Source organism: Bradyrhizobium liaoningense, from assembly GCF_018130825.1.
Lineage (GTDB): Bacteria > Pseudomonadota > Alphaproteobacteria > Rhizobiales > Xanthobacteraceae > Bradyrhizobium > Bradyrhizobium liaoningense_B.
The window spans coordinates 76,594-97,432 of sequence record NZ_JAFCJS010000009.1; the positions used below are offsets into that span (position 1 = coordinate 76,594).

At 64.7% G+C, this 20,839-nt stretch carries 17 protein-coding genes; 10 read left to right on the forward strand and 7 right to left on the reverse strand.

Features of this window, described 5'->3' with window-relative positions:
* The first annotated feature begins 70 nt into the window (after window positions 1–70).
* The 3 genes from JQ603_RS31375 to JQ603_RS31385 all read left to right on the forward strand — a co-directional run bounded on the left by JQ603_RS31375 (window position 71) and on the right by JQ603_RS31385 (window position 3,880).
* Window positions 71–334 carry a hypothetical protein gene (locus JQ603_RS31375; RefSeq protein ID WP_211404294.1) on the forward strand — a complete coding sequence of 88 codons (264 nt, stop codon included), beginning with the start codon at window positions 71–73 and terminating at the stop codon, window positions 332–334.
* Between the two features lie 213 nt (window positions 335–547).
* A complete protein-coding gene (locus JQ603_RS31380) occupies window positions 548–1,507 on the forward strand; it encodes a DUF1194 domain-containing protein (RefSeq protein ID WP_349630768.1) in 960 nt (319 codons plus the stop codon).
* Between the two features lie 435 nt (window positions 1,508–1,942).
* Window positions 1,943–3,880 carry a carbohydrate porin gene (locus JQ603_RS31385; protein ID WP_245003999.1) on the forward strand — a complete coding sequence of 646 codons (1,938 nt, stop codon included), beginning with the start codon at window positions 1,943–1,945 and terminating at the stop codon, window positions 3,878–3,880.
* A gap of 11 nt (window positions 3,881–3,891) precedes the next feature.
* On the opposite strand, the gene JQ603_RS31390 is transcribed toward JQ603_RS31385, so the two are convergent.
* A complete protein-coding gene (locus tag JQ603_RS31390) occupies window positions 3,892–4,623 on the reverse strand; it encodes a sulfite exporter TauE/SafE family protein (RefSeq protein ID WP_212345621.1) in 732 nt (243 codons plus the stop codon).
* 116 nt (window positions 4,624–4,739) lie between these two features.
* Window positions 4,740–6,815 (reverse strand): methyl-accepting chemotaxis protein, encoded by a 2,076-nt coding sequence (locus tag JQ603_RS31395; RefSeq protein WP_212345625.1) that lies wholly within the window; start codon window positions 6,813–6,815, stop codon window positions 4,740–4,742.
* Window positions 6,816–7,057: 242 nt separating this feature from the next.
* Here JQ603_RS31395 and JQ603_RS31400 point away from each other — a divergent pair, with 242 nt between their 5' ends.
* The gene (locus tag JQ603_RS31400; protein WP_212345627.1) at window positions 7,058–8,353 is read left to right on the forward strand and encodes a hemolysin family protein; all 1,296 of its coding nucleotides are present in this window, start codon (window positions 7,058–7,060) and stop codon (window positions 8,351–8,353) included.
* Between the two features lie 217 nt (window positions 8,354–8,570).
* Here the strand turns inward: JQ603_RS31400 and JQ603_RS31405 are convergent, their stop codons facing one another.
* The 3 genes from JQ603_RS31405 to JQ603_RS31415 form a co-directional block, all read right to left on the reverse strand.
* Complete coding sequence (locus JQ603_RS31405) at window positions 8,571–8,810, reverse strand: PilZ domain-containing protein (RefSeq protein ID WP_212345630.1); 240 nt, start codon at window positions 8,808–8,810, stop codon at window positions 8,571–8,573.
* A 61-nt stretch (window positions 8,811–8,871) separates the two neighbouring features.
* A complete protein-coding gene (locus JQ603_RS31410) occupies window positions 8,872–10,596 on the reverse strand; it encodes an FMN-binding glutamate synthase family protein (protein ID WP_433996664.1) in 1,725 nt (574 codons plus the stop codon).
* A gap of 354 nt (window positions 10,597–10,950) precedes the next feature.
* Complete coding sequence (locus tag JQ603_RS31415) at window positions 10,951–11,724, reverse strand: ferredoxin--NADP reductase (protein WP_212345633.1); 774 nt, start codon at window positions 11,722–11,724, stop codon at window positions 10,951–10,953.
* A 385-nt stretch (window positions 11,725–12,109) separates the two neighbouring features.
* Here JQ603_RS31415 and JQ603_RS31420 point away from each other — a divergent pair, with 385 nt between their 5' ends.
* Window positions 12,110–12,910 (forward strand): ATP-grasp domain-containing protein, encoded by an 801-nt coding sequence (locus JQ603_RS31420; protein ID WP_212345636.1) that lies wholly within the window; start codon window positions 12,110–12,112, stop codon window positions 12,908–12,910.
* A gap of 188 nt (window positions 12,911–13,098) precedes the next feature.
* Here the strand turns inward: JQ603_RS31420 and JQ603_RS31425 are convergent, their stop codons facing one another.
* Entirely contained in the window at window positions 13,099–14,016 is a 918-nt protein-coding gene (locus tag JQ603_RS31425; RefSeq protein ID WP_212345639.1) for an amino acid ABC transporter substrate-binding protein, read from the reverse strand.
* Between the two features lie 12 nt (window positions 14,017–14,028).
* Window positions 14,029–15,324, reverse strand: coding sequence for a dicarboxylate/amino acid:cation symporter (locus tag JQ603_RS31430; protein ID WP_212345641.1), 1,296 nt, complete (start codon window positions 15,322–15,324; stop codon window positions 14,029–14,031).
* A gap of 213 nt (window positions 15,325–15,537) precedes the next feature.
* On the opposite strand from JQ603_RS31430, the gene JQ603_RS31435 reads away from it, so the two are divergent.
* The 5 genes from JQ603_RS31435 to JQ603_RS31455 all read left to right on the forward strand — a co-directional run bounded on the left by JQ603_RS31435 (window position 15,538) and on the right by JQ603_RS31455 (window position 20,808).
* Entirely contained in the window at window positions 15,538–16,545 is a 1,008-nt protein-coding gene (locus JQ603_RS31435) for an NADP-dependent oxidoreductase (RefSeq protein ID WP_212345643.1), read from the forward strand.
* 148 nt (window positions 16,546–16,693) lie between these two features.
* The gene (locus JQ603_RS31440; RefSeq protein WP_212345645.1) at window positions 16,694–17,497 is read left to right on the forward strand and encodes a hypothetical protein; all 804 of its coding nucleotides are present in this window, start codon (window positions 16,694–16,696) and stop codon (window positions 17,495–17,497) included.
* Window positions 17,498–17,627: 130 nt separating this feature from the next.
* Window positions 17,628–17,843 (forward strand): hypothetical protein, encoded by a 216-nt coding sequence (locus JQ603_RS31445; protein ID WP_145667400.1) that lies wholly within the window; start codon window positions 17,628–17,630, stop codon window positions 17,841–17,843.
* Window positions 17,844–18,031: 188 nt separating this feature from the next.
* Window positions 18,032–19,198, forward strand: a complete 1,167-nt coding sequence (locus JQ603_RS31450) for an FAD-dependent monooxygenase (RefSeq protein WP_212345647.1) — start codon at window positions 18,032–18,034, stop codon at window positions 19,196–19,198.
* On the forward strand, window positions 19,195–20,808 hold the full coding sequence (locus JQ603_RS31455) for a benzoate-CoA ligase family protein (RefSeq protein WP_212345649.1): 1,614 nt from the start codon (window positions 19,195–19,197) through the stop codon (window positions 20,806–20,808). The genes JQ603_RS31450 and JQ603_RS31455 overlap by 4 nt, the downstream gene beginning before the upstream one ends.
* Window positions 20,809–20,839 lie beyond the last annotated feature (31 nt).

Genomic DNA, 20,839 nt, shown 5'->3' on the forward strand with positions numbered 1-20,839 from the left:
CACGGCATGCCTCCGTCCAACTGGGCACGCGGGCCACAACGGACCGCCTCAACACCGGATGGAGTTTCTCATGTCGATCAAGACCAAGATTGCCGCCGCAGCTCTCGCTGCCCTCGCCGTCACCGGCAGCATCGTGTCCACCACCTCCGCGGCCGAAGCCAAGCAGCCCGGCTGGGTCTGGGGTGTCGGCGCCGGCATCGCCACCGCCGCCGTCGTCGGCTCCGCGATCGCCGCCAGCAACGACCCCTATTACTACGGCTATCACCGCTGCGGCTGGGTCGCCCAATACAACGCTTTCGGCCAGTACGTCGGCCGCGTTCGTACCTGCTACTGATCTGAGTACCTGAGGCCGATCTCCCACGTGGATCCTGCGTCCGACACGGGCGCCTCATCCACCCCGTGTCGTGCCCCCGACCCGCCCGGCTGTCCCCCCGGGCGGGTCAACCTTTTTGGGCCCGCCAGAACAGCCCAACAACAATAACTCAGACTGTCCTTCCGATTGCACGTTCCGCGTGTCAGGATACGAATGAGTGGCTGGAGGGCGAGCGTGAATTGGCGGGTCTCAATTGGATCGATCCTGATTACGATCCTGACATCGACGCAGGCATTTTCCGGGCCGGAATCACAGCCACAACCAGCGATCCAGACTGACAGCCGCCCCGCCGTGGACATCGAACTCGTGATCGCGGTCGACGTTTCGTTCTCGGTGGACCCGGATGACGTCGCGGCGCAGCGCGAAGGCTATGCCAACGCCATTGTCTCGGAGGAATTTCTGCAAGCCTTGCGCGCCGGTCCTGCCGGCAAGATCGCGCTGACCTACTTCGAATGGTCATCGACGAAGGATCAGAACGTCGTCGTCCCCTGGCGGCAGATCGACGGACCGGAAGCGGCCGAGGCCGTCGCAGCGGAAATCATGAAGGCACCGATCCGCCGCGGTTCGCGCACGTCGATTTCGGGTGCGATCAAGTTCGCCATACCGCTGTTCGAGCAGAGCCCATACCGTGGCTCGCGCCGTGTCATCGACATTTCGGGCGATGGTCCCAACAACACCGGCGATCCTGTCGCCACTGCGCGCGACACAGCGTTGCAGCAGGGCATCGTCATCACCGGCCTGCCGGTCATGATCAATGCAACGCCTCCTGGTCAGGCCGACACCGGCCATATCGATCATATCGATTGGTACTATGAGGATTGCGTGATCGGCGGCCCAGGTTCCTTTGTTGTGCCGGTCACCGATCGCGAAAACTTCAAGGAGGCGATCCGGACCAAGCTGGCTCTTGAGGTCGCGGGCCGCACGCCGGAAGGATCGACTGCCCCCTCTGGGGACAAGAAGCCGCGGGTTCTCTGCACGATCGGTGAGAAGCTCTGGCAGGAGCGGTGGAATACGCCGGCGACGTATAGTCCGGCGATGAGCAAACCGGCGAACAGTCCGGCGGTGAACAGTCCGGCGAACAAGGATGACGCGCTGCTCGACAGGAAGATCAAGGGCATCTGCCGCGGCTGCTAGGTGCTTCCGCCGGCCGGCGACCGACCGGCCTTCGCCATCCCGCTGCCCCGCTCCCATTTGCTTGGCCTCCGACAGGTCTCCTGCAGAGGCCGGGCTCCGCTCGGGCGGTCCAGGTTGCTGGGCCGCGAGGCGATGTTGCAGCCCCGTCACACAGCGGTGCGAACCATCTTCTGCGGCAACGCGCGCCAGTTGCTATTGCGAATTAATCGCAATAAGGTTCGCAACAGGTCCAGGGGCTTGGGACGAAGTCGCGTCGAATCGAGATCATCTCGGCCGATTGCGTCGGCAACCGAGGCCTGATGACAGAGTGACCGCGAATCGGCAGGGATATCGCGGCGAGTGGGACACATTCGCGTTTGGGGGCGTTTCGTTTTGACGTTGAGAAGTCACCGTTACAGGTATTTGCGAACGGCCGCGGCAATTGCCTCGGGCGTGATGATTCTTCCCGCCGCCAGCCGCGCGGCCGATCTGCCGCTGAAGGCCCCGGCGCTGAAAGCCGTTTATGACTGGACCGGCCTCTATATCGGTGCGCATGCCGGCTACAGCCGCGGCTCGTCGCACTTCGCACTGAACGACGGCACGGCCCTCAACGACAGCGGCGTCTTCAGCGGCATGATCGGCGGCGTGCAGGCGGGCTACAATTACCGGCTCAACTCCGGCTGGCTGGTCGGCGTCGAAGGCGATTTCTCGTTTCCCAACTACATCACCTCGAATTCGATCGTCTCGTTCCTGGCAACGCCGGCCAACACCGTCACGCAGCAATGGGACTACACCGCGAGCCTGCGCGGGCGCGTCGGCTACACCAGCGGTCCGTGGCTCTTCTATGCCACCGGCGGCTTTGCGTGGATGGGCGAGCGTTATTTCAACACGCCAGCCTCGGGCGAAGAAGTCCCGAAGATCCTGAACACGCGGCCCGGCTGGATTGCGGGTGCCGGCATCGAATATGGCTTCGCGCCGCATTGGAGCGCGCGGCTCGAATATCTCTACAGCCGCTTCGATAGCGCCAACGTCGCATTTTCGACGGGCGCGCAATACACCTCGTCCGCGCTCGACTTCCAGACGATCAGGCTCGGCCTCAACCGCAAGGTCGATTGGCCGGGCATGCCGGGCTACAACCCGAACAGCTCGCTGATCGACACGGAATCGGATCGCTGGGAGATTCACGGTCAGAGCACCTATCTGCCGCAAGGCTATCCGTCGTTCCCCGCGCTCTACAGCGGACCGAACTCGCTCTCGCCGTCGCGGCAGGCCAAGGCGACCTGGAGCAACAGCCTGTTCCTGAACGCGCGGCTGTGGGACGGCGGCGAGGTCTATTACAATCCCGAGCTGCTGCAGGGTTTTGGACTGAACGACACGGTCGGTGCGGCCGGCTTCCCCAACGGCGAGGCGCAGAAGTCGAACTTCCCCTACCCGCACTACAACACCTCGCGCCTGTTCGTGCGCCAGACCTTCGGCTTCGGCGGCGAGCAGGAAGAGCTCGCGAGCGGGCAATTGCAGCTCGGCCAGAAGGTCGACGTGTCCCGTCTCACCGTGCAGGCCGGCAAGTTCGCGGTGGTCGACGTGTTCGACGGCAACGCCTATGCCAAGGACACCCGCAAGGACTTCATGAACTGGTCGATCTGGGCGCCGGGCGCCTTCGACTATTCCGCCGACAAGGTCGGCCTCACCTATGGCGTCACCGCCGAGCTCAACCAGAAGCAATGGGCCCTGCGCGGCGGCTATTTCCTGATGGTCGCGGAGCCCAATTCAAATCATTTCGACACCAGGGTCGGCGAACGCGGCCAGTACGTGCTCGAGCTCGAGACTCGCTATTCCCTGTTCGGCCAGGCGGGCAAGCTCAGGACCATGGGCTGGGTCGACAGCGCCAACATGGGCAGCTTCCGCGAGACGCTGGACAATCCCGCGCTCAATCTCGACATCGCGCAGACACGGCGCGGCCGCCTCAAGGTCGGCTATGTCGTCAACCTCGAGCAGGCGATCACCGAGGATCTCGGACTGTTCGGCCGCTGGAGCTGGAACGACGGCAAGAGCGAAACGCTGGCGTTCACCGACATCAACCGCAGCCTGTCCGGCGGACTGTCGATCAAGGGCACGAAATGGGGCCGGCCCGACGACGTCGTCGGCATCGGCGGCGCCGTCAATGCGATCTCGCAGGACTATCGCGACTTCCTCGCCGCCGGCGGCCTCGGCGTTCTCGTCGGCGACGGCGCGCTCAACTACCGCAAGGAGCGCATCCTCGAAACCTATTACGCCTATGCGCTGAACAAGAACGTCACGCTCACCGCCGACTACCAGCTCATCGTCAATCCCGCCTACAACGCGGATCGTGGCCCGGTGTCGGTGTTTTCAGGACGGCTGCACGGGGAGTTCTGAGCCACCACGGCTCAGAACAAGAGCGCGACACCCGAGACGAACAGCAGTGCGAGCACGACCTTGCGGAACGCGGCCTCGTCGATCCGGCCGAACAGTTTCAGCCCGAGCCAAGTGCCGGCAAACAGGAACGGCAGGCCGAGCGCGAACAGCTTGACCGTATCGAGCGTGAGCGATCCCTTGGCACCGAGTAGAAGCGCCGCCATGGCGAACACCACGACGGCGACCGGCTGGAACGTGGCACGCTGCGCGTCCTTGGGCAGGCCGCGCAGATTGCACCAGATGGTAACGACGATGCCGGCAAGGCCGGTCAGCCCGCCGAGCAGGCCGTTGACGAAACCGACCGTCACGTCGGCAGCCGGCGGTACGACGGTGGCGAGCTTGAGCTGCGGCCGGAAGAATGCATACAGGCTGTAGGCAATCAGGATCGCACCGACTGCGATGCGGACGCTCTTCGGATCGGCCCAGGTCAGAAGCGAAACCCCGGCCGGCACACCGATGACGGCACCGACGATGAAAGGCCACAGCCGGCGCCAGTCGAGCGCAGCGCGCAGCTTCCAGACCGAATAGCCCTGCACCAGAAGGCCGAAGCCGATGATCAGGCTGGCGCTCTGAAGCGGCGTCAGCACGTAAAGCCACAACGATGCCGCGACGAGCCCGAAGGCGAAGCCGGAGAGGCCGGCGACGAATGCGCCGGCGAAGGTGGCCAACAGAAAAAGCGGAAGCTCGATTGCGATCCCGTCCATTGCTCGCTCCATAGAACAGCGAGCAGCGCTTGCGTGGGATCACCACTTCACGGGGAGGCTGCGACATCCCCGGATTGCAAGTCTAGGTGAAGCCTCTTCCTGGCACAATGACCTTGTTACGCCGCCCGGATCGCGTTCAGGAATTTTCCGACCTCGGTCTTGAGGCGGGTGCTCTCGCCGGACAGCGATCTGGCGGCGGCGAGGACGTTGGCGGAGGCCGATCCGGTCTGGCTCGCGCCGTGCTGCACGTCGACGATGCTGGCGGAAACCTGCTGGGTGCCGCGCGACGCCTGCTGCACGTTGCGGGAAATCTCGCGCGTCGCCGCGCCCTGCTCCTCGACCGCCGAGGCGGTCGCGGATGCGATCTCGGACATGCGGGTGATGGTGTCGCCGATCGCCTTGATGGCGCCGACGGAATCCTCGGTGGCGGCCTGGATACCTGCGATCTGCTGGCTGATCTCGCCGGTCGCCTTGGCGGTCTGTTCGGCCAGCGCCTTGACCTCGGAGGCGACGACTGCGAAGCCGCGTCCGGCCTCGCCGGCGCGCGCCGCCTCGATGGTGGCGTTCAGCGCCAGGAGGTTGGTCTGGCCAGCAATCTGGCTGATGAGCTCGACGACGTCGCCGATCCGCCCGGCGGCCTTGGCGAGCTCGCCGACATGATCGTTGGTCCGCTCGGCCTGCTGCACGGCTTCGCCGGCGACGCGTGCGGAGTCCTGGACCTGCCGGCTGATCTCGTCGACCGACGAAGCCATTTCCTCTGCCGCCGCGGCAACGGTCTGCACGTTGGTGGAGGCCTGTTCGGACGCGGCTGCGACGGTCGCGGTGACCTGCTCGGACTGTTCGGCCGTGCTCGTCAGCGTTCCCGCCGACACTTCGAGCTCGGAGGACGCCGACGCCACGGTGTTGATGACGTCGCCGATCATGGCCTCGAAATCGCGCGCGATCTGGTCCATGCGCTGGCTGCGCTTGAGCTTCGCCTCGGCCTCGATTGCGGCCGCCTCGTCGGCGGCCTTCTGGGCGAGAAGCGAATCCTTGAAATGCTGGAGCGAGCCCGTGACCTGGCCGATCTCGTCATTGCGGCCCGTCGCCGGAATCTCGACGTCATGCCGGCCGGCGGCGAGCGTTCCGATCACGTCGGCGAGCCGGCTGAGCGGCGTCACCACGCGGCTGCGCAGCATCATGGTGACGCCGGCGAGCGTGCCGAGCAGCACCAGGACCGCAACGCCCGCGAGCGCGAGCATCGCCAGCGCGCCATCACGCGAGGCCGAGGCGCGCTCGCCCGCTTCCGCGAGCGCAGCGTCGCGCACGCCGTAGAACATCTGGATCGCCGGCACGATGGCATTGGCGAGCTCTTCGGCGTTGACGCCGTACTTGCCGTCGCCCCTCGCCGCAGGCATCTCCTTGTCCACGACGGCCGCTGCTTTTCCAAAATAGGATTCGCTCGCCGCCTTCTGCGCCGCGGCGATGCGGGGCGGGCTCCCAAGCTGATCGATGCCGGCCTCGATGCGTTCGCGATCGGCCTCGACACGCCCCTGCATGCGATCCATCAGCGTTATCTCGGCGGCCGTCAGCGGCCGGCGTGCGCTCAGTGCCGGCGACAGCGTGGCGGCGCGGCTGCCGGCAGAGACACGGAGATCCTGCGCCGTCCGCGCCAGGCTCAGTAACGCCGCAAGTGAGGAATCGGCGTTGACGACCTGCCCTTCGAGCTGATTCATGATCGGCTCGATGTTGCCGATGACCTCGGCAACGCCGGGCAGGAAGCCCTTGATCACACCACTGTCGCGCTGCGCCAGGGGGACGCTCATCGCGCGATCTGCGGCCGTGGTGACCTCCTTGAGCCGCCGCGCGGCACGGTCGAGCTTTTCGATCATCGGTCCGGCGTCACCCAGCGCCAGGAAAGTGGGTCTTGCCTTCTCGAATGCCGCATCGGCCGCCTTTGCAGCCTTGGCGGCAGCGTCGATCTGGGCCTGCGTGGCAGCACCTTCCTGGAAGATCGGTCCAATGTAGGGTGCGCGGAGGCCGGCGACCTGCTGGCTGACCATCAGGGTCGCACCAAAAGCGTCGACCGTCTTGATCGCGTCGGAACGGTTCGTGAAGATGCGCGTCTGGGGTATCAGCACCTCGGCGCCGAGGATGACTGCAAAAACCGTCACCGTCAGCATCGACAGCGCGAAAAGCTTCCCAATCCGCATCCCCGGTCCCCCAAATGCATTTACAAATGCGGAGAACCTAGTCGGCGGCCACTAAGACCCCGTTAAGCACGTGCCCGTAGTTCCGCGGGTTCATGCCGTCGCGGACCGTGCGGAACGCGCTCGGCCACGCGGTTCCCTCGCGGCGAGGGATGCGACAGAATTGCCAGCACTTCCGCACCGAATACCTATATCAATGCGTGTGCCGGCAGCCGCCTGCCATACTTGCTTACCTCGGAACGTCAATGCTCTCGGTCGAACTCGTCATCGTCGTCATCCTGATCGTCATCAACGGCCTCTTGTCCATGTCGGAGCTGGCCGTGGTCTCGTCGCGGCCGGCCCGCTTGTCGCTGCTCGCCGCCAAGGGCGTGCGCGGCGCCGAGCGCGCACTGACGCTGGCCGCCGATCCCGGAAAATTCCTCTCGACGGTGCAGATCGGCATCACGCTGGTCGGCGTGCTCTCGGGCGCCTTCTCCGGCGCGACGCTCGGGCAGCGGCTGACGCAATGGCTGATCGAGCTCGGCCTCTCCTCCGGCATTGCCGACATCGTCGGCGTCGGCCTCGTCGTCACGATCATCACCTACGCGACCCTGATCGTCGGCGAGCTGGTGCCGAAGCAGGTGGCGCTGCGCGACCCCGAGAGCATCGCGGTCAGGGTCGCGCCCGCGATGCACCTGCTCGCGAAGATATCGCTGCCGCTCGTATTCCTGCTCGACCTCTCCGGCAAGCTGATCCTCACGCTGCTCGGCCGCGGCGGCAAGGCCGAGGAGAAGGTCTCGGAAGACGAGATCCATCACCTCGTCAGCGAAGCCGAAAGCGCCGGCGTGCTCGAGCCCGGCGAGAAGGAGATGATCGCCGGCGTGATGCGGCTCGGCGACCGGCCGGTCGGCGCCGTCATGACGCCGCGCACGGAGGTCGACGAGATCGATTTGAACGATCCGCCGGAGGCCATTCAGGAGATCATCGCGAAGAGCCCGCATTCGCGCTTTCCGGCGTCCGACGGCGATCGCGACAAGCCGATCGGCGTGCTCCAGGCCAAGGACCTGCTGGTCGCGTACATGACCGAACGCGCGCCCGACCTGCGGGCGCTGGTCCGCGAGGCGCCGAGCATTCCGGCGTCAGCGGATGCCCGCGATGTGCTCACGATCCTGAAGGCGGCTCCGGTTCATGTCGGCTTCGTCTATGACGAGTACGGCGCCTTCGAAGGCGTGGTCACCGCGGCCGACATCCTGGAATCGATCGTCGGCGCGTTCCATTCCGAGGAGGGTCCGCCGGAGCCGGCTTACGTCAAGCGCGCGGATGAATCGCTGCTGGTCGCCGGCTGGATGCCTGTCGACGAATTCGGCGAGCTGCTCGGCATCGAGCTGCCGCCGCATCGCTTCAACACGGTGGCGGGCCTCGTGCTGCAGCAATTCAACGTGCTGCCCAATGTCGGCGACGCCTTCGACCTCGGCGGCTGGCATATCGAGGTGGTCGATCTCGACGGCAGGCGGATCGACAAGATCCTGGCGAGCCGAAGAGGTGAGCAGGCGGCGGCGTGAGTGCCCACCTGCACGTGAGAACGCAGGACGACGCATCAACCTCTACTCGTCGTCCCGGCGAAGGCCGGGACCCATACCGCGAGGTCTATCGATCGCGGAAGGACGCAGTACCGAATGACGAGTCTTCGCCAAACCACTCCCTGTGGTTATGGGTCCCGGCCTTCGCCGGGACGACGGCGGAATTTGTGGTTGGCACTAGCGCCAAACCCCAGCGCCATCACCCGAACCTCACCCCGATCCGCTTTTCCTTGCGCCAGACCACGGTGCAAGCCAGATGCGTTCCGTCGGCCTGGATGAACAGGGTGAAGTGTTCGGGAATGCCGACCGGGCTGGTGACGTCAAGCGCCGCGCCGGTGTCCGAGAAATTGCGGACGGTGCAGTCGATCGCGCCGCCGCCGAACTCGATCGTTCCGGCCTTCAGCACCCGATGCCTGGCTTTGTCGCGCCGCTCGTCCATAGGGTGAATTTACACCCAAAGTTGAACCAAATGCCGATTGCCAGCCTCGCTCGCGGTGAATTTACACGATCGGGCCCAACGTGGCCGCGGGCGGAGCGGACAGCGCCGGCTGGAACGTCTCCGCCCGTGCCATCTGCCAGGCGTCGCGAAACCGCGGGTCTTCCGTGCCTTCGAGCAGTTCGCCCGGGCGCAGCGCCGGATAGAGCTGCGCGAACGACTTCACCTGGGTCGTCGACGTCCGCTGGTTGAAATGGATCGGACGCAGTTCCTGCGGATGCTCGAGGCCGGCCGCGGCGATCAGCTCGGTCAGCGAGTGCAGCGTGGCATGGTGATAATTGTGCACGCGGTCGATCTTGAGCGGCACGTAGAGCGCGCGGGCCCGGGTCGGATCCTGCGTCGCCACGCCGGTCGGGCAGCGGTCGGTGTGGCAGCTCAGCGACTGGATGCAGCCGAGCGAGAACATGAAGCCGCGCGCCGAATTGCACCAGTCGGCGCCGATCGCCATCGCGCGCGCCATGTCGAAGGCGGTGGCGATCTTGCCGGAGGCGCCGACCTTGATGCGGTCGCGCGCATTGATGCCGACCAGCGCGTTGTGGACGAAATTGACGCCCTCGCGCATCGGCATGCCCAAATGGTCCATGAACTCCAGCGGCGCCGCGCCGGTGCCGCCTTCATTGCCGTCGACGACGATGAAATCGGGATAGATGCCGGTCTGAAGCATCGCCTTGCAGATCGCCAGGAACTCCCAGGGATGGCCGATGCACAGCTTGAAGCCGGCCGGCTTGCCGCCGGACAGGCGCCGCATCTCCGCGATGAACTGCATCATGCCAACAGGCGTCGAGAACGCCCGGTGCGAAGCCGGCGAGATGCAGTCCTCCCCCATGGCGACGCCGCGGATTTTTGAAATCTCCTCCGAGACCTTCGCCGCCGGCAGCACGCCGCCATGGCCGGGCTTGGCGCCCTGGCTGATCTTGAGCTCGACCATCTTGATCTGGTCCTGGCCGGCGACGCGCGCGAACGCTTCGGGGTCGAAGGAGCCGTCGAGATGGCGGCAGCCGAAATAGCCGGAGCCGATCTCCCAGATGATGTCGCCGCCCATCTCTGCGTGATAGGGGCTGAAGCCGCCCTCGCCGGTGTCGTGCGCGAAGCTACCCTTCCTGGCGCCGGCATTCAGCGCCCGCACCGCGTTCGGGCTCAGCGCGCCAAAGCTCATCGCGGAGATGTTGAACACCGAGGCCGAATAGGGCTTCTTGCAGTCGGGCCCACCGATGGTGATGCGGAATTTCTCCTCGGCATGCGTCTTCGGCGAGACCGAGTGATGCATCCACTCATAGCCCTCGCGATAGACGTCCTCCTGGGTGCCGAACGGCCGCTTGTCGAGCTCCATCTTCGCGCGCTGGTAGACCAGAGAACGGGTGTCGCGCGAGAACGGCATGCCGTCCTTCTCGCTCTCGAAGAAATACTGCCGCATCTCGGGGCGGATCTCTTCGAGCAGAAAGCGGATATGCGCCGAGATCGGATAGTTGCGCAGCACCGCATGGCTCTTCTGCAAGAGGTCGCGGACGCCGAGCAGCGTCAGGGCGCCAAAGATCAGGATCGGGATCAGCAGGATGTCCGAGATCTTGCGGTCGGAGATGCCGATGCCGATCAGGAGCGCCGTGACGACCGCGCTGATCGTCAGCACGATGAAGCGCGGCGAGAACGGCAGCAGCAGGGTCTCCATGAGCCCCTCCTCCGCCAGTGCCAGACGCTTCGGCGATTCCTGCTTTTTGCTGTCGTCGGCCACGATCCCATCCTCTCGCCGGCATGAGGCGGTACGATACGCCCGCCCCTGTCATACGGATATGACGCGGCCCTTGTTTCAGGCTAGCGAAATCGGCCGCGGCAGATCAATCCGCCGAGAGGTTGGGGCTTTCGCAGCGCAGCAGAGGGGGGATGGGAGGGTAGATAGCCCGGCAAGGTGCTTTACCCACCGCCGGCCGTCCTGGCGGAAGCCAGGACCCATTACCCCTGAATGGGGTTGTGCGAAGACTAGCAACGACCAGCCTTCGCCAAACTTGGCTCGGTGCGTATGGGTCCTGGCTCCCGTGCGCAATTGTGCACCAGGCCAGGACGACACCGAAACAACAAGCCGCAGCGCTTAGCGCTCGACGAAGGCCTTCTCGATCACGAAATGACCGGGCTTGTTGCCGGACCCTTCGATGAAGTCGCGGCCCTCGAACATCACCTTGAGCTCTTCGAGCATCGCCGGGCTGCCGCACATCATGATGCGGTCGGTCGCGATGTCGAGCGGGCCCTGGCCGATGTCGTTGAAGATCTGCTCGGAGTTGATGAGGTCGGTGATGCGGCCGCGGTTCCTGAAGGGCTCGCGGGTCACGGTCGGATAGTAGATGAGCTTGTCGGCGAGCAGCTCGCCGAACAGCTCGTCCTCGCGCAGGGTCGCGACCAGCTTCTCGCCATAGGCGAGCTCGGAGACCTGGCGGCAGCCATGCACCAGCACGATGCTCTCGAACTGCTCGTAGACCTCGGGGTCCTTGATCAGGCTGGCGAAGGGCGCAAGGCCGGTGCCGGTCGAGAGCAGCATCAGCCGCTTGCCGGGAATGAGATTGTCGGTGATCAGGGTGCCGGTCGCCTTGCGGCCGACCAGGATGGTGTCGCCTTCCTTGATCTTCTGGAGGCGCGAGGTGAGCGGACCGTCCTGCACCTTGATCGAGAAGAACTCGAGCTCTTCCTCGTGGTTGGCGCTCGCCATGCTGTAGGCGCGCAGCAGCGGTCGGCCGTCGACCTCGAGGCCGATCATGGCGAACTGGCCGTTCTGGAACCGGAAGCCGGTATCGCGCGTGGCGCGGAAGCTGAACAGCGTGTCGGTCCAGTGGTGGACGGAAAGAACCTTCTCTCGGTAAAACGCGCTCATGATTTTCGATATTCCGAATATTTGCGGTTTTAGGGCAAAAGCGTTACCCGGCCCTGAAATCGGGGCGGACACCATTGCCATGGCGGAGGATTTCGCGTGTGTGATCTACGCCATTGAGACCAATAATCAACCTCGTTTCGGATGCAATTGATGCCGATCAAACCGGCATTTGCAGCGGAAATGGCCGCATCATTAATGAATCTGCTGCCGGGCGCGGAAGAAGGGCAATTTCTTTTCCCGCCAAGGCTCGAATGCAGCACTTAATTTCCGTCGCGCTCGCGAGAATTTCATTAAGAATAGCTCTGATTTTCATCCCGGTATGGCGCCGATTCCCGCATTTTTGCGGCTTTTGGCGCCAGGAACGACTGACGAGTGACTAAAGCAGATGGCTGGCAGCGAGCGGATCTTCGTCCAGGCGATCAGGCGCTACTGCGCCCGGCATGGCATCGCGGTCGATGTCCGCGCCGGCGGCTGGCTGATCGCGATGCACCTCGACGAGACGCGCCGCTTCGCCTTCGGCTACGACATCGGCCTCAACAGCGCGATTGCGCATCGCCTCGCCAACGACAAATCGGCGACCGCCGAGGCGCTGACGCTGGCGGACGTGCCGTGCATTCCGCATCAGCTCTTCCTCAACCCGCGGCTGGGCGTGCACGTCGCCGGCCCGGGCTGGCATGAAGCGATGCTGGCGCTGCTCACGCGGAATCCGCAAGGCATCGTGGTGAAGCCGAACGAGGGGACATCGGGGCGCTCGGTATTCAAGGTGACGGCGGCGGCGGAGCTCGACCACGCGGCCCGCGAGGTCTTTTCGATGAGCGCGGGGCTCGTGATCTCGCCCTATGTCGCGATCGAGGAGGAGGTCCGCGTGGTGCTGCTCGATGACGTGCCCCTCGTCGTCTACAGCAAGCAGCGTGGCTCGGACTGGCGGCACAATCTCGATGCAGGCGCAAAGCCGGTGCTCATCGAGGACGGCGAGGTCCGCACGGCTTGCGTGAAGCTCGCGACCGATGCCGCACGCGCCATCGGCATCGTCTTCGCATCCGTCGACGTGGTCCGCGTCGATGGCACCTGGCGCGTGCTCGAGATCAACTCCGGCGTGATGATGGAAGCGCTGGCGAAGCTGCACCCGGAGTTGGTCCAGGCGGCGTATGACGCGGCACTGGATCGGGTGTTTGGGGAAAGATAGCAGCCGCGACGCAGGTGCCCACCCTCCCCTGGAGGGGGAGGGTCGGCTCGCAGCGCGTCAGCGATGCGAGACGGGGTGGGGTGAAAGTCTCTCCACCGAAGCGGTGCCCGTGCGGAGAGATCACCCCACCCCGCTCGCGCTACGCGCGATCGACACTCCCCCTCCAGGGGAGGGTAAGAAAGGCGCCCCTAATTATTCGCACTGGCCGAATCGTCCATCGACTTGAACGCTTCCTCCAGCTGCAGGGAGATCGGCACGTTCAGACGTTCGCCGGTCGGAAGCCGTGCGATGAACCATTTGTTGTAGAGTGGGATGAGGTCCTGATTGGAGCCGAGCTTGCGGAAGGTACGATCGACCACCGCCGTCAGCTGCGGCTCGCCTTTCTTGAACATGATGCCGTAGGGATCGTAGGACAGATAGTCGCCGGTGACGCGGAACTTGTTCTGCGACTTGTGGCGCGCGATCAGGCCGAACAGCAGGATGTCGTCGGTTGCGAACGCATCGGCCTTGCCGTCGACGAGGATCTGATACGACTGCTCGTGATCCGGCGAGGTGATGATGTTGAGGCCGAGCGAGAACTTCTTGTCCGCCGCCTGGATCGCCTGCTCGTTGGTGGTGCCTTTCGTCACCACGATGGACTTGCCCTTCAGATCGGTCAGCGACTGGACGTTCGACGCCTTCGGCACCATCAGCTTGGTGCCGGCGACGAACATCAGGGGCGAGAAGGCGACGTGCTTGCCGCGCTCGGCATTGGCGGTGGTCGAGCCGCATTCCAGGTCGATCTTGTTCTGGAGCACGGCGTCGATGCGGTCGTCCGAGGTGACCTTGACGTAGTCGATTTTGAGATTGGGATCGTCGACCTCGACGCCGATCTCCTCGACGATGGCCTCGCACAGTTCGAGGCTGTAGCCGATCGGACGACCCGACTGGTCGAGGAAGGAGAACGGCGGCGAGCTCTCGCGATAGCCCAGCCGCACGGTATGCGCTTTCTTGATGGCCGACAGCGTCGGGCTAAGCCCTTCGCTGCCGGTCTGCGCTGAGGCGCCGGCTGCCAGCAGACACGCTGCCAGAAACAGGCTGCCCGATATCGCCCATGAGCGGCGCATGATGCACCTCCGTCAATGGCCGGCCATCGCGGGCAATTCGCCAGGCACCATGTCCGGCGTCGCCACCTCGCCCGGTCCGAGCTCGTGCTCGGGCCCAAGCTCGCCTTCCCACTTCGCGACCACGGCGGTCGCCAGCGAGTTGCCGATCACGTTGGTCGCGCTGCGCCCCATGTCGAGGAAGGTGTCGATGCCCATGATCATCAGGAGGCCCGCCTCGGGGATGCCGAACTGCGACAGCGTCGAGGCGATCACGACAAGGGAGGCGCGCGGCACGCCGGCGACGCCCTTCGAGGTGATCATCAGGGTCGCGAGCATCGCCAGCTGCGTCGCGAGCGACATCTCGATGTGGTAGGTCTGCGCGATGAAGATGCTGGCGAAAGTGCAGTACATCATCGTGCCGTCGAGATTGAAGGAGTAGCCGAGCGGCAGCACGAAGCTCGAGATCCGCGACGAGGCGCCGAACTTGGTCAAGCCCTCCAGCGTCTTCGGATAGGCCGCTTCCGAGCTCGCGGTCGAGAACGCGATCATCAGCGGTTCGCGGATCAGCTTCAGAAGATGGCTGTAGCGCGGCCCGATCACGAGGAAGCCGACGACCATCAGGATGACCCAGAGGATGGCGAGCGCGAGATAGAAACCGCCCATGAAGACGACGAGCTTCCACAGCACGCCGAGGCCGTTCTTGGCGACGGTGGCGGTGATGGCGGCCCACACCGCGAGCGGCGCGAACAGCATCACATAGCTCGTCACCTTGAGCATGATGTGGGCGACGTCGTCGATCATCGCCAGGATCGGCTTCGACCGCTCGGGCATCGAGCCCATCGCCACCGAGAAGAACACGGCGAAGATCACGATCTGGAGGATCTCGTTCTGCGCCATCGCGTCCGCGATCGAGGTCGGGATCAGATGGGTCAGGAATTTCTCGATCGAAAAGGCCGAGACCGGCAGGCCGGTCGATTGTCCCGCCTGCGGCAGCGTGCCGGGGAAGTTCGCGCCGGGCTGAAGCAGGTTGACCATGACGAGACCGAGCAGCAGCGACACGAAGGAGGCGCTGACGAACCAGCCCATGGTCTTGGCGAAGATGCGCCCGAGCCGCGAACCGCTTCCCATATGCGCGATGCCGCCGACGAGGGTCGCGAACACCAACGGCGCGATGATCATCTTGATCAGGCGCAGGAACATCATGGCGATCAGGTTGATGGAGGAGGCCCATTCGGCGCGTGTGTCGGGCAGGAAGTTGAAGATCGCCGCCCCCATGACGATGCCCAGCACCATCGCGGCCAGAATGTATTGCGTAAACCTGTTCGACATTGAACGACCCCCACTAACACCGGCCGCTTCATGATGTCGCAGATATGACGATCACGCAACACGCTTGGCGAGCGATCGCGTTGGCCGGATGTTCCCGTTGTGAAACGACCCTCCGCGATCTAGCCTTCATGCAGCGCACAACGAATGCGGCTTGCACGTTTTCTTTGCGGCGGCTGCATCAATAATCGTCAAACAAATGAAGAGGGAAACGCCATGAGCGGCAACACCAATCGCCAGATTCTGCTGGTGGAGAAGCCCAGCGGCAAACTCGGTCCTGAACATTTCAAGATGATCGAGGGCGCGATGCCGGAGCCGAAGGACGGCGAGGCCTTGCTGCGCGTGCGATACATCTCGCTCGACGCCGCCAACCGGGCCTGGATGCACGGCGCGACCTATCGTTCGGCCGTCGAAGCCAACAGCGTGATGGCCGGCGGCGCCATCGCCGAGGTCGTGAGCTCAAAGGCAATGGGGCTTGCGGCAGGCGACATCGTGTTCGGCGACACCGGCTGGCAGGAATATGCCGCGGTGCCGGCGAAGCATCTGACCAAGATGCCGAAGCTCGAGCCGATGACGCATCTGCTCAGCGTGTTCGGCATCGCCGGCCTCACCGCCTATTTCGGCCTGCTGGAGGTCGGCAAGCCCAAGGAGAGCGAGACGGTTGTGGTCTCGGCAGCCGCGGGATCGGTCGGCTCGATCGTCGGACAGATCGCCAAGATCAAGGGATGTCGCGTCATCGGCATCGCCGGCGGTGCCGACAAGTGCCACTGGCTGACCTCCGAGCTCGGCTTCGATGCCGCCGTCGACTACAAGGACGGCGCGGTGTTCAAGGCGCTGCGCGCGGCTGCGCCGAAGGGAATCGATGTCTATTTCGACAATGTCGGCGGCGACATTCTGGAAGCATGCCTGCCTCAAATGAACAATTACGGCCGCATCGCCTGCTGCGGTGCGATCTCGCAATATGACGGCGCACCCTCCGCGCACGGTCCGCGCGGCGTGCCTGGGCTGATCGTGGTGAAGCGGCTGGTGATGCAGGGCTTCATCGTGATGGACTACATGAAGGACAGCCAGCGTGCACTCGCCGATCTCCAGGCCTGGGTGAAATCCGGCAAGCTGAAGGTGCAGGAGGACATCATCGATGGCCTCGAGAACACGCCGAAAGCGCTGATCGGATTGCTCGCGGGCGAGAACCGCGGCAAGCGCATGGTGAAGCTTACGACCTAATCACGTCGCAATTGCACTGACATTATCTACTTGCGGTAGAGGCCAAAGCGGCCAAAGATACCGCTCGCGAGGCATCACTCGCGACGATTGCGCTTGCATACCTTTTTGAAAATTGTCGGCATGACCGACAGGGCAGGAATTCACTCAGATGTTCAACACGTTGAAACATGCCTCAACGCGCACCGCGTTGCTTGCCGCAACTCTCTTCGCAACTGCAACAGGCGCATTCGCACAAGCGCCGACCGAGGCCCAGAAGAGCGCCATCCGCTCCGCATGCCGCTCGGACTTCATGGCGCATTGCTCGAGCGTGACGCCCGGCGGCGTTGAAGCCTTTCAATGCCTTGCCAAGAACATGTCCAGCCTGTCGTCGGGATGCCAGGCCGCGGTTCGCGCGGTCGAGCCGGCAGCCGCGCCGAAGACCGAAGCGGCGCCTGCCAAATCCGAACCTGCAAAGACGGAAGCCGAGCCCGCGGCCAAACCGGCAGCGGCAGCCGCCTCGAAAGCGGCAGCGCCAAAGCAGCCGAGCAGCGCGCAGGTGTCCGCGATCAAGAGCGCCTGCCGCGGCGACTACCCCAAGGTCTGCGCCGGCGTGCCGCCGGGCGGCGCGCCGGCGCTCGAATGTCTGGAGAAGAACAAGGCGAAGGTGTCGGCGGGCTGCGCCAAGGCCGTGAATGCGGCTTCGGGCGGCGGTACGGCGGCGGCCGCGCCCGCTGCCGGTGCAGCACCGGCTGCAGCGGCGACGCCTGCCGCGGCACCGGCCGTGATCGTGCTGCGCCCATTGCTGCCGCGCGAAGAACTGTTCATCGTCCGGTCGGCCTGCGGCGCCGACATCCGCACGCTCTGCGCCGGCGTCGCGCCCGGCGGCGGCCGCATCATCCAGTGCATTTCCAACAACGCCGCCTCACTGTCGCCGGCGTGCAAGGACGTGCTCGCCCCGTTCGCCGCACGTTGAGGCAGGGCATGATCACGTGCCAAGGCGCGTGATCATCACGGAGCGTCGCGCGAATGAATTTTCGCGCGGCTGCGGCGACAAACCATTTGCAAACATCCGATTTCAATCACGACAAGACCGGGAGAAAGACATGCGTTCGTTGCTGCTGATCGCTTCCGCGCTGCTCGCCTTCGCCGCGACCATGACGTTCGAGGCCACCGACGCCAATGCGGTGGTGTGCGCCCGCGGCGTCTATCGCGCCGGTTGCGCCGGGCCGAACGCGGCCGTCGTCGTCCGCAAGCCGGTTCCCGTGGTCCGGTGTACCAGGGTGCTGGTGAACGGCGTCTACGTAAAACGCTGCGTCTGACCCCCGGGTGGTCAATCCGGCGCGGTTTGGCTATGTTCGCGAATGAGGATTTTGGACACGCGCAAAGCGTGGGTCCGAAAGCGAGCTTCGGCGTGCCGGCCTTGCCGATAATTCCGCTGGCGCCGGACGTCGGAGCACATTAGTCTACCCCTAGATAGTAAGTATACTGTCAATTAGGGAGGCAGACGTTGCGGATCGCCGTGATTGGCGGGGGGCCCGGCGGGCTCTACTTCGCCTATCTCTGGAAGAAGCGTCACCCCGAGGATCAAGTCGACCTGTTCGAACAGAACCCGGCCGACGCGACCTGGGGCTTTGGCGTCGTGTTCTCCGACCAGGCCCTGGAGTTCCTGCGCGCCGACGACCCCGAAACGGTCGACGGGATCGCGCCGCATATGGAGCGCTGGGAGAACATCACGCTGAACCTCGGCGGCGACAGCATCGCCATCGACGGCGTCGGCTTCTCCTCGATCGGGCGGCTCGAGCTCTTGAGGTTCCTGCAGCAGCGCGCGCTCGATGCCGGCGTCACCCCGCGCTTCGACACGCCGGTTCACGGCGTCGACCAGCTCAACGGCCACGACCTGATCGTTGCCGCCGACGGGCTGAATTCGCTGGTGCGCCGCGCCTATGAGGGCGATTTCGGCACCTCGTTGTCCTACTCCTCCAACAAGTTCGTCTGGTATGGGACGTCAAAACGCTTCGACACGCTGTCGCAGACCTTCGTGAAGACCGATCGCGGCGCCTTCAACGCGCATCACTACCGCTATTCGCCGACCATGAGCACCTTCCTGGTCGAATGCGATTACGCGACCTGGCAGGCCTATGGCTTCGCCTACAAGGACGTCGAGCAGTCCAAGGGCGTGTGCGAGGAGGTGTTTGCCGACACGCTTGGCGGCCATTGCCTCGTCTCCAACAAATCGGTCTGGCGCAATTTCCCCTGGGTCTGGAACGAGCACTGGTCGTTCAAGAACATGGTGCTGATCGGCGACGCGCTGCACTCGGCCCATTTCTCGATCGGCTCGGGCACGCGGCTCGCGATCGAGGACGCGATCGCGCTGGTCAAGGCGCTGGAATCCGATGCGCATCTGACCACCGCGCTGCAGCGCTACCAGGCCGAGCGCAAGCCGGTGGTGCAGAAGCTCGTCAACGCGGCCCGCACCAGCGCCTTCTGGTACGAGCACTTCGCCCAGCACATGCAGCTTGACCTGATGGATTTCGCATACAGCTACATCACCCGCTCCGGGCGCATCGACGATGCACGCCTGCGCCACATGTCGCCGGCCTTCATGGCGCGTTACGAGGCCGCCAGGAATGGCGCAGGCGACGGCGGGGATGCGGCCAGCGAGGCGACCGCATGAGCAACGAGATCCGCGACCAGGTGCCCGCCGACAGCGCGGGCACGCGCGAGATCGGCTTTGCCGTTCCGCAAACCTACAATGCCAGCCGCGTGCTGTTCGACAATCTGGCCCAGGGCCGCGGCGACAAGCTCGCCCTCATTGGCCCCGCTGGCACGCGCACCTATGCCGAGCTCTGCGCGGAGGCCTGCCGCTGGGGCAACGGTTTTGCCTCGCTCGGCCTGACGCGCGGCGATCGCGTGCTGCTGTTCCTCGACGACACACCGGCTTATCCCGCCGCCTTCTTCGGCGCGGTGCGCGCCGGGTTCGTGCCGCTGCTAATCAACACGCTGACGCCGCCGGACCTGCTGCAATTCTATCTCGCCGATTCCGGCGCTGCCGTTGCGGTCGCCGATGCCGAGTTCTGCGCACGCTTCAATGCCGAGGCGTGCCAGGAGACGAAGCTGCAGACGCTGATCGTCGTCAATGGCGAGGTCGGCGAGCACGCCGCGCCTGCCGCCGTCGCGGCGGCGGGCTGGCTCGCGCAATTCCCGACCGAGCTCGCCGAAGCGGACACCGATCGCAACGAGATGGCGTTCTGGATGTACTCCTCCGGCTCGACGGGCCGGCCCAAGGGCATCGTGCATCTCCAGCACGACATGGCCTATAGCGATGTCGCCTTTGCGCGGAATGTGCTGAAGCTGACGCCAGATGACATCTGCTTCTCGGTGCCGAAGATCTTCTTCGCCTACGGTTTTGGCAATTCCGTCACCTTCCCATTCTCGGCGGGCGCGGCGACGCTGCTGCTGCCAGGCCAGCCGAAGCCGGCGGCGATCTTCGCGGCAATCGAGCAGTACAGACCGACGGTCTTCTTCGGCCTGCCGACTCTCTATACCTCGCTGACCAAGGCCGAGGGCGCAGAGAAGACGAATTTCTCGTCGCTGCGCATGGCGCTCTCCGCCGCCGAAGTGCTCTCGGCAGAGGTCTTCAACGGCTGGAAGACGCTCACGGGGCTCGAGATCGTCGAAGGCCTCGGCTCGACCGAGGTCCTGCACATCTATCTCTCCAACCGGCCCGAGCAGAAGAAGCTCGGCGCCGCGGGCTTGCGCGTGCCCGGCTACGAGGTCGCGCTGCGCGACAAGGACGGGCGTGAGGTCGGCGATAACGAGGAAGGCATTTTGTGGGTGCGCGGCGATTCCAACACGCCGCTGTACTGGAACCGGCCGGACAAATCCGCCGAGACCATCCGCGAGGGCGGCTGGATCTACACCGGCGACCGCTTCGTCCGCGATGCCGATGGTTTCCACTTCTTCCGCGGCCGCGCCGACGATCTCATCAAGATCTCCGGCCAGTGGGTCTACCCGCTCGAGGTCGAGCTGTGCCTCGCCGACCACCCCGACATCCGCGAATGCGCGGTGTTCGCCGCCGAGCTGCCGGACCGGCGCATGACGCTGAAGGCGGTGGTGGTGATGAACAACCGCGCGGCCGATCAGGGCGAGGCGACGCGGAAGCTGCAGGACTACGTGAAGAGCAAGCTGCTGCCCTACAAATATCCTCGCGAGGTGATCTTCATCGACGAGCTGCCGAAGACGGGGACGGGGAAGATCGACCGGCAGGCGCTGTTGCGGATGTGAGGCGAGGACGGAGTTCCGCGCACCGCAATCG

Coding starts and splice junctions, on each gene's coding strand:
- JQ603_RS31425 (WP_212345639.1), bottom strand. CDS start 14,016: ATGCGCCGCTCATGGGCGATATCGGGCAGCCTGTTTCTGGCAGCGTGT.
- JQ603_RS31395 (WP_212345625.1), bottom strand. CDS start 6,815: ATGCGGATTGGGAAGCTTTTCGCGCTGTCGATGCTGACGGTGACGGTT.
- JQ603_RS31385 (WP_245003999.1), top strand. CDS start 1,943: ATGATTCTTCCCGCCGCCAGCCGCGCGGCCGATCTGCCGCTGAAGGCC.
- JQ603_RS31430 (WP_212345641.1), bottom strand. CDS start 15,324: ATGTCGAACAGGTTTACGCAATACATTCTGGCCGCGATGGTGCTGGGC.
- JQ603_RS31455 (WP_212345649.1), top strand. CDS start 19,195: ATGAGCAACGAGATCCGCGACCAGGTGCCCGCCGACAGCGCGGGCACG.
- JQ603_RS31435 (WP_212345643.1), top strand. CDS start 15,538: ATGAGCGGCAACACCAATCGCCAGATTCTGCTGGTGGAGAAGCCCAGC.
- JQ603_RS31420 (WP_212345636.1), top strand. CDS start 12,110: ATGGCTGGCAGCGAGCGGATCTTCGTCCAGGCGATCAGGCGCTACTGC.
- JQ603_RS31400 (WP_212345627.1), top strand. CDS start 7,058: ATGCTCTCGGTCGAACTCGTCATCGTCGTCATCCTGATCGTCATCAAC.
- JQ603_RS31445 (WP_145667400.1), top strand. CDS start 17,628: ATGCGTTCGTTGCTGCTGATCGCTTCCGCGCTGCTCGCCTTCGCCGCG.
- JQ603_RS31375 (WP_211404294.1), top strand. CDS start 71: ATGTCGATCAAGACCAAGATTGCCGCCGCAGCTCTCGCTGCCCTCGCC.
- JQ603_RS31390 (WP_212345621.1), bottom strand. CDS start 4,623: ATGGACGGGATCGCAATCGAGCTTCCGCTTTTTCTGTTGGCCACCTTC.
- JQ603_RS31405 (WP_212345630.1), bottom strand. CDS start 8,810: ATGGACGAGCGGCGCGACAAAGCCAGGCATCGGGTGCTGAAGGCCGGA.
- JQ603_RS31440 (WP_212345645.1), top strand. CDS start 16,694: ATGTTCAACACGTTGAAACATGCCTCAACGCGCACCGCGTTGCTTGCC.
- JQ603_RS31415 (WP_212345633.1), bottom strand. CDS start 11,724: ATGAGCGCGTTTTACCGAGAGAAGGTTCTTTCCGTCCACCACTGGACC.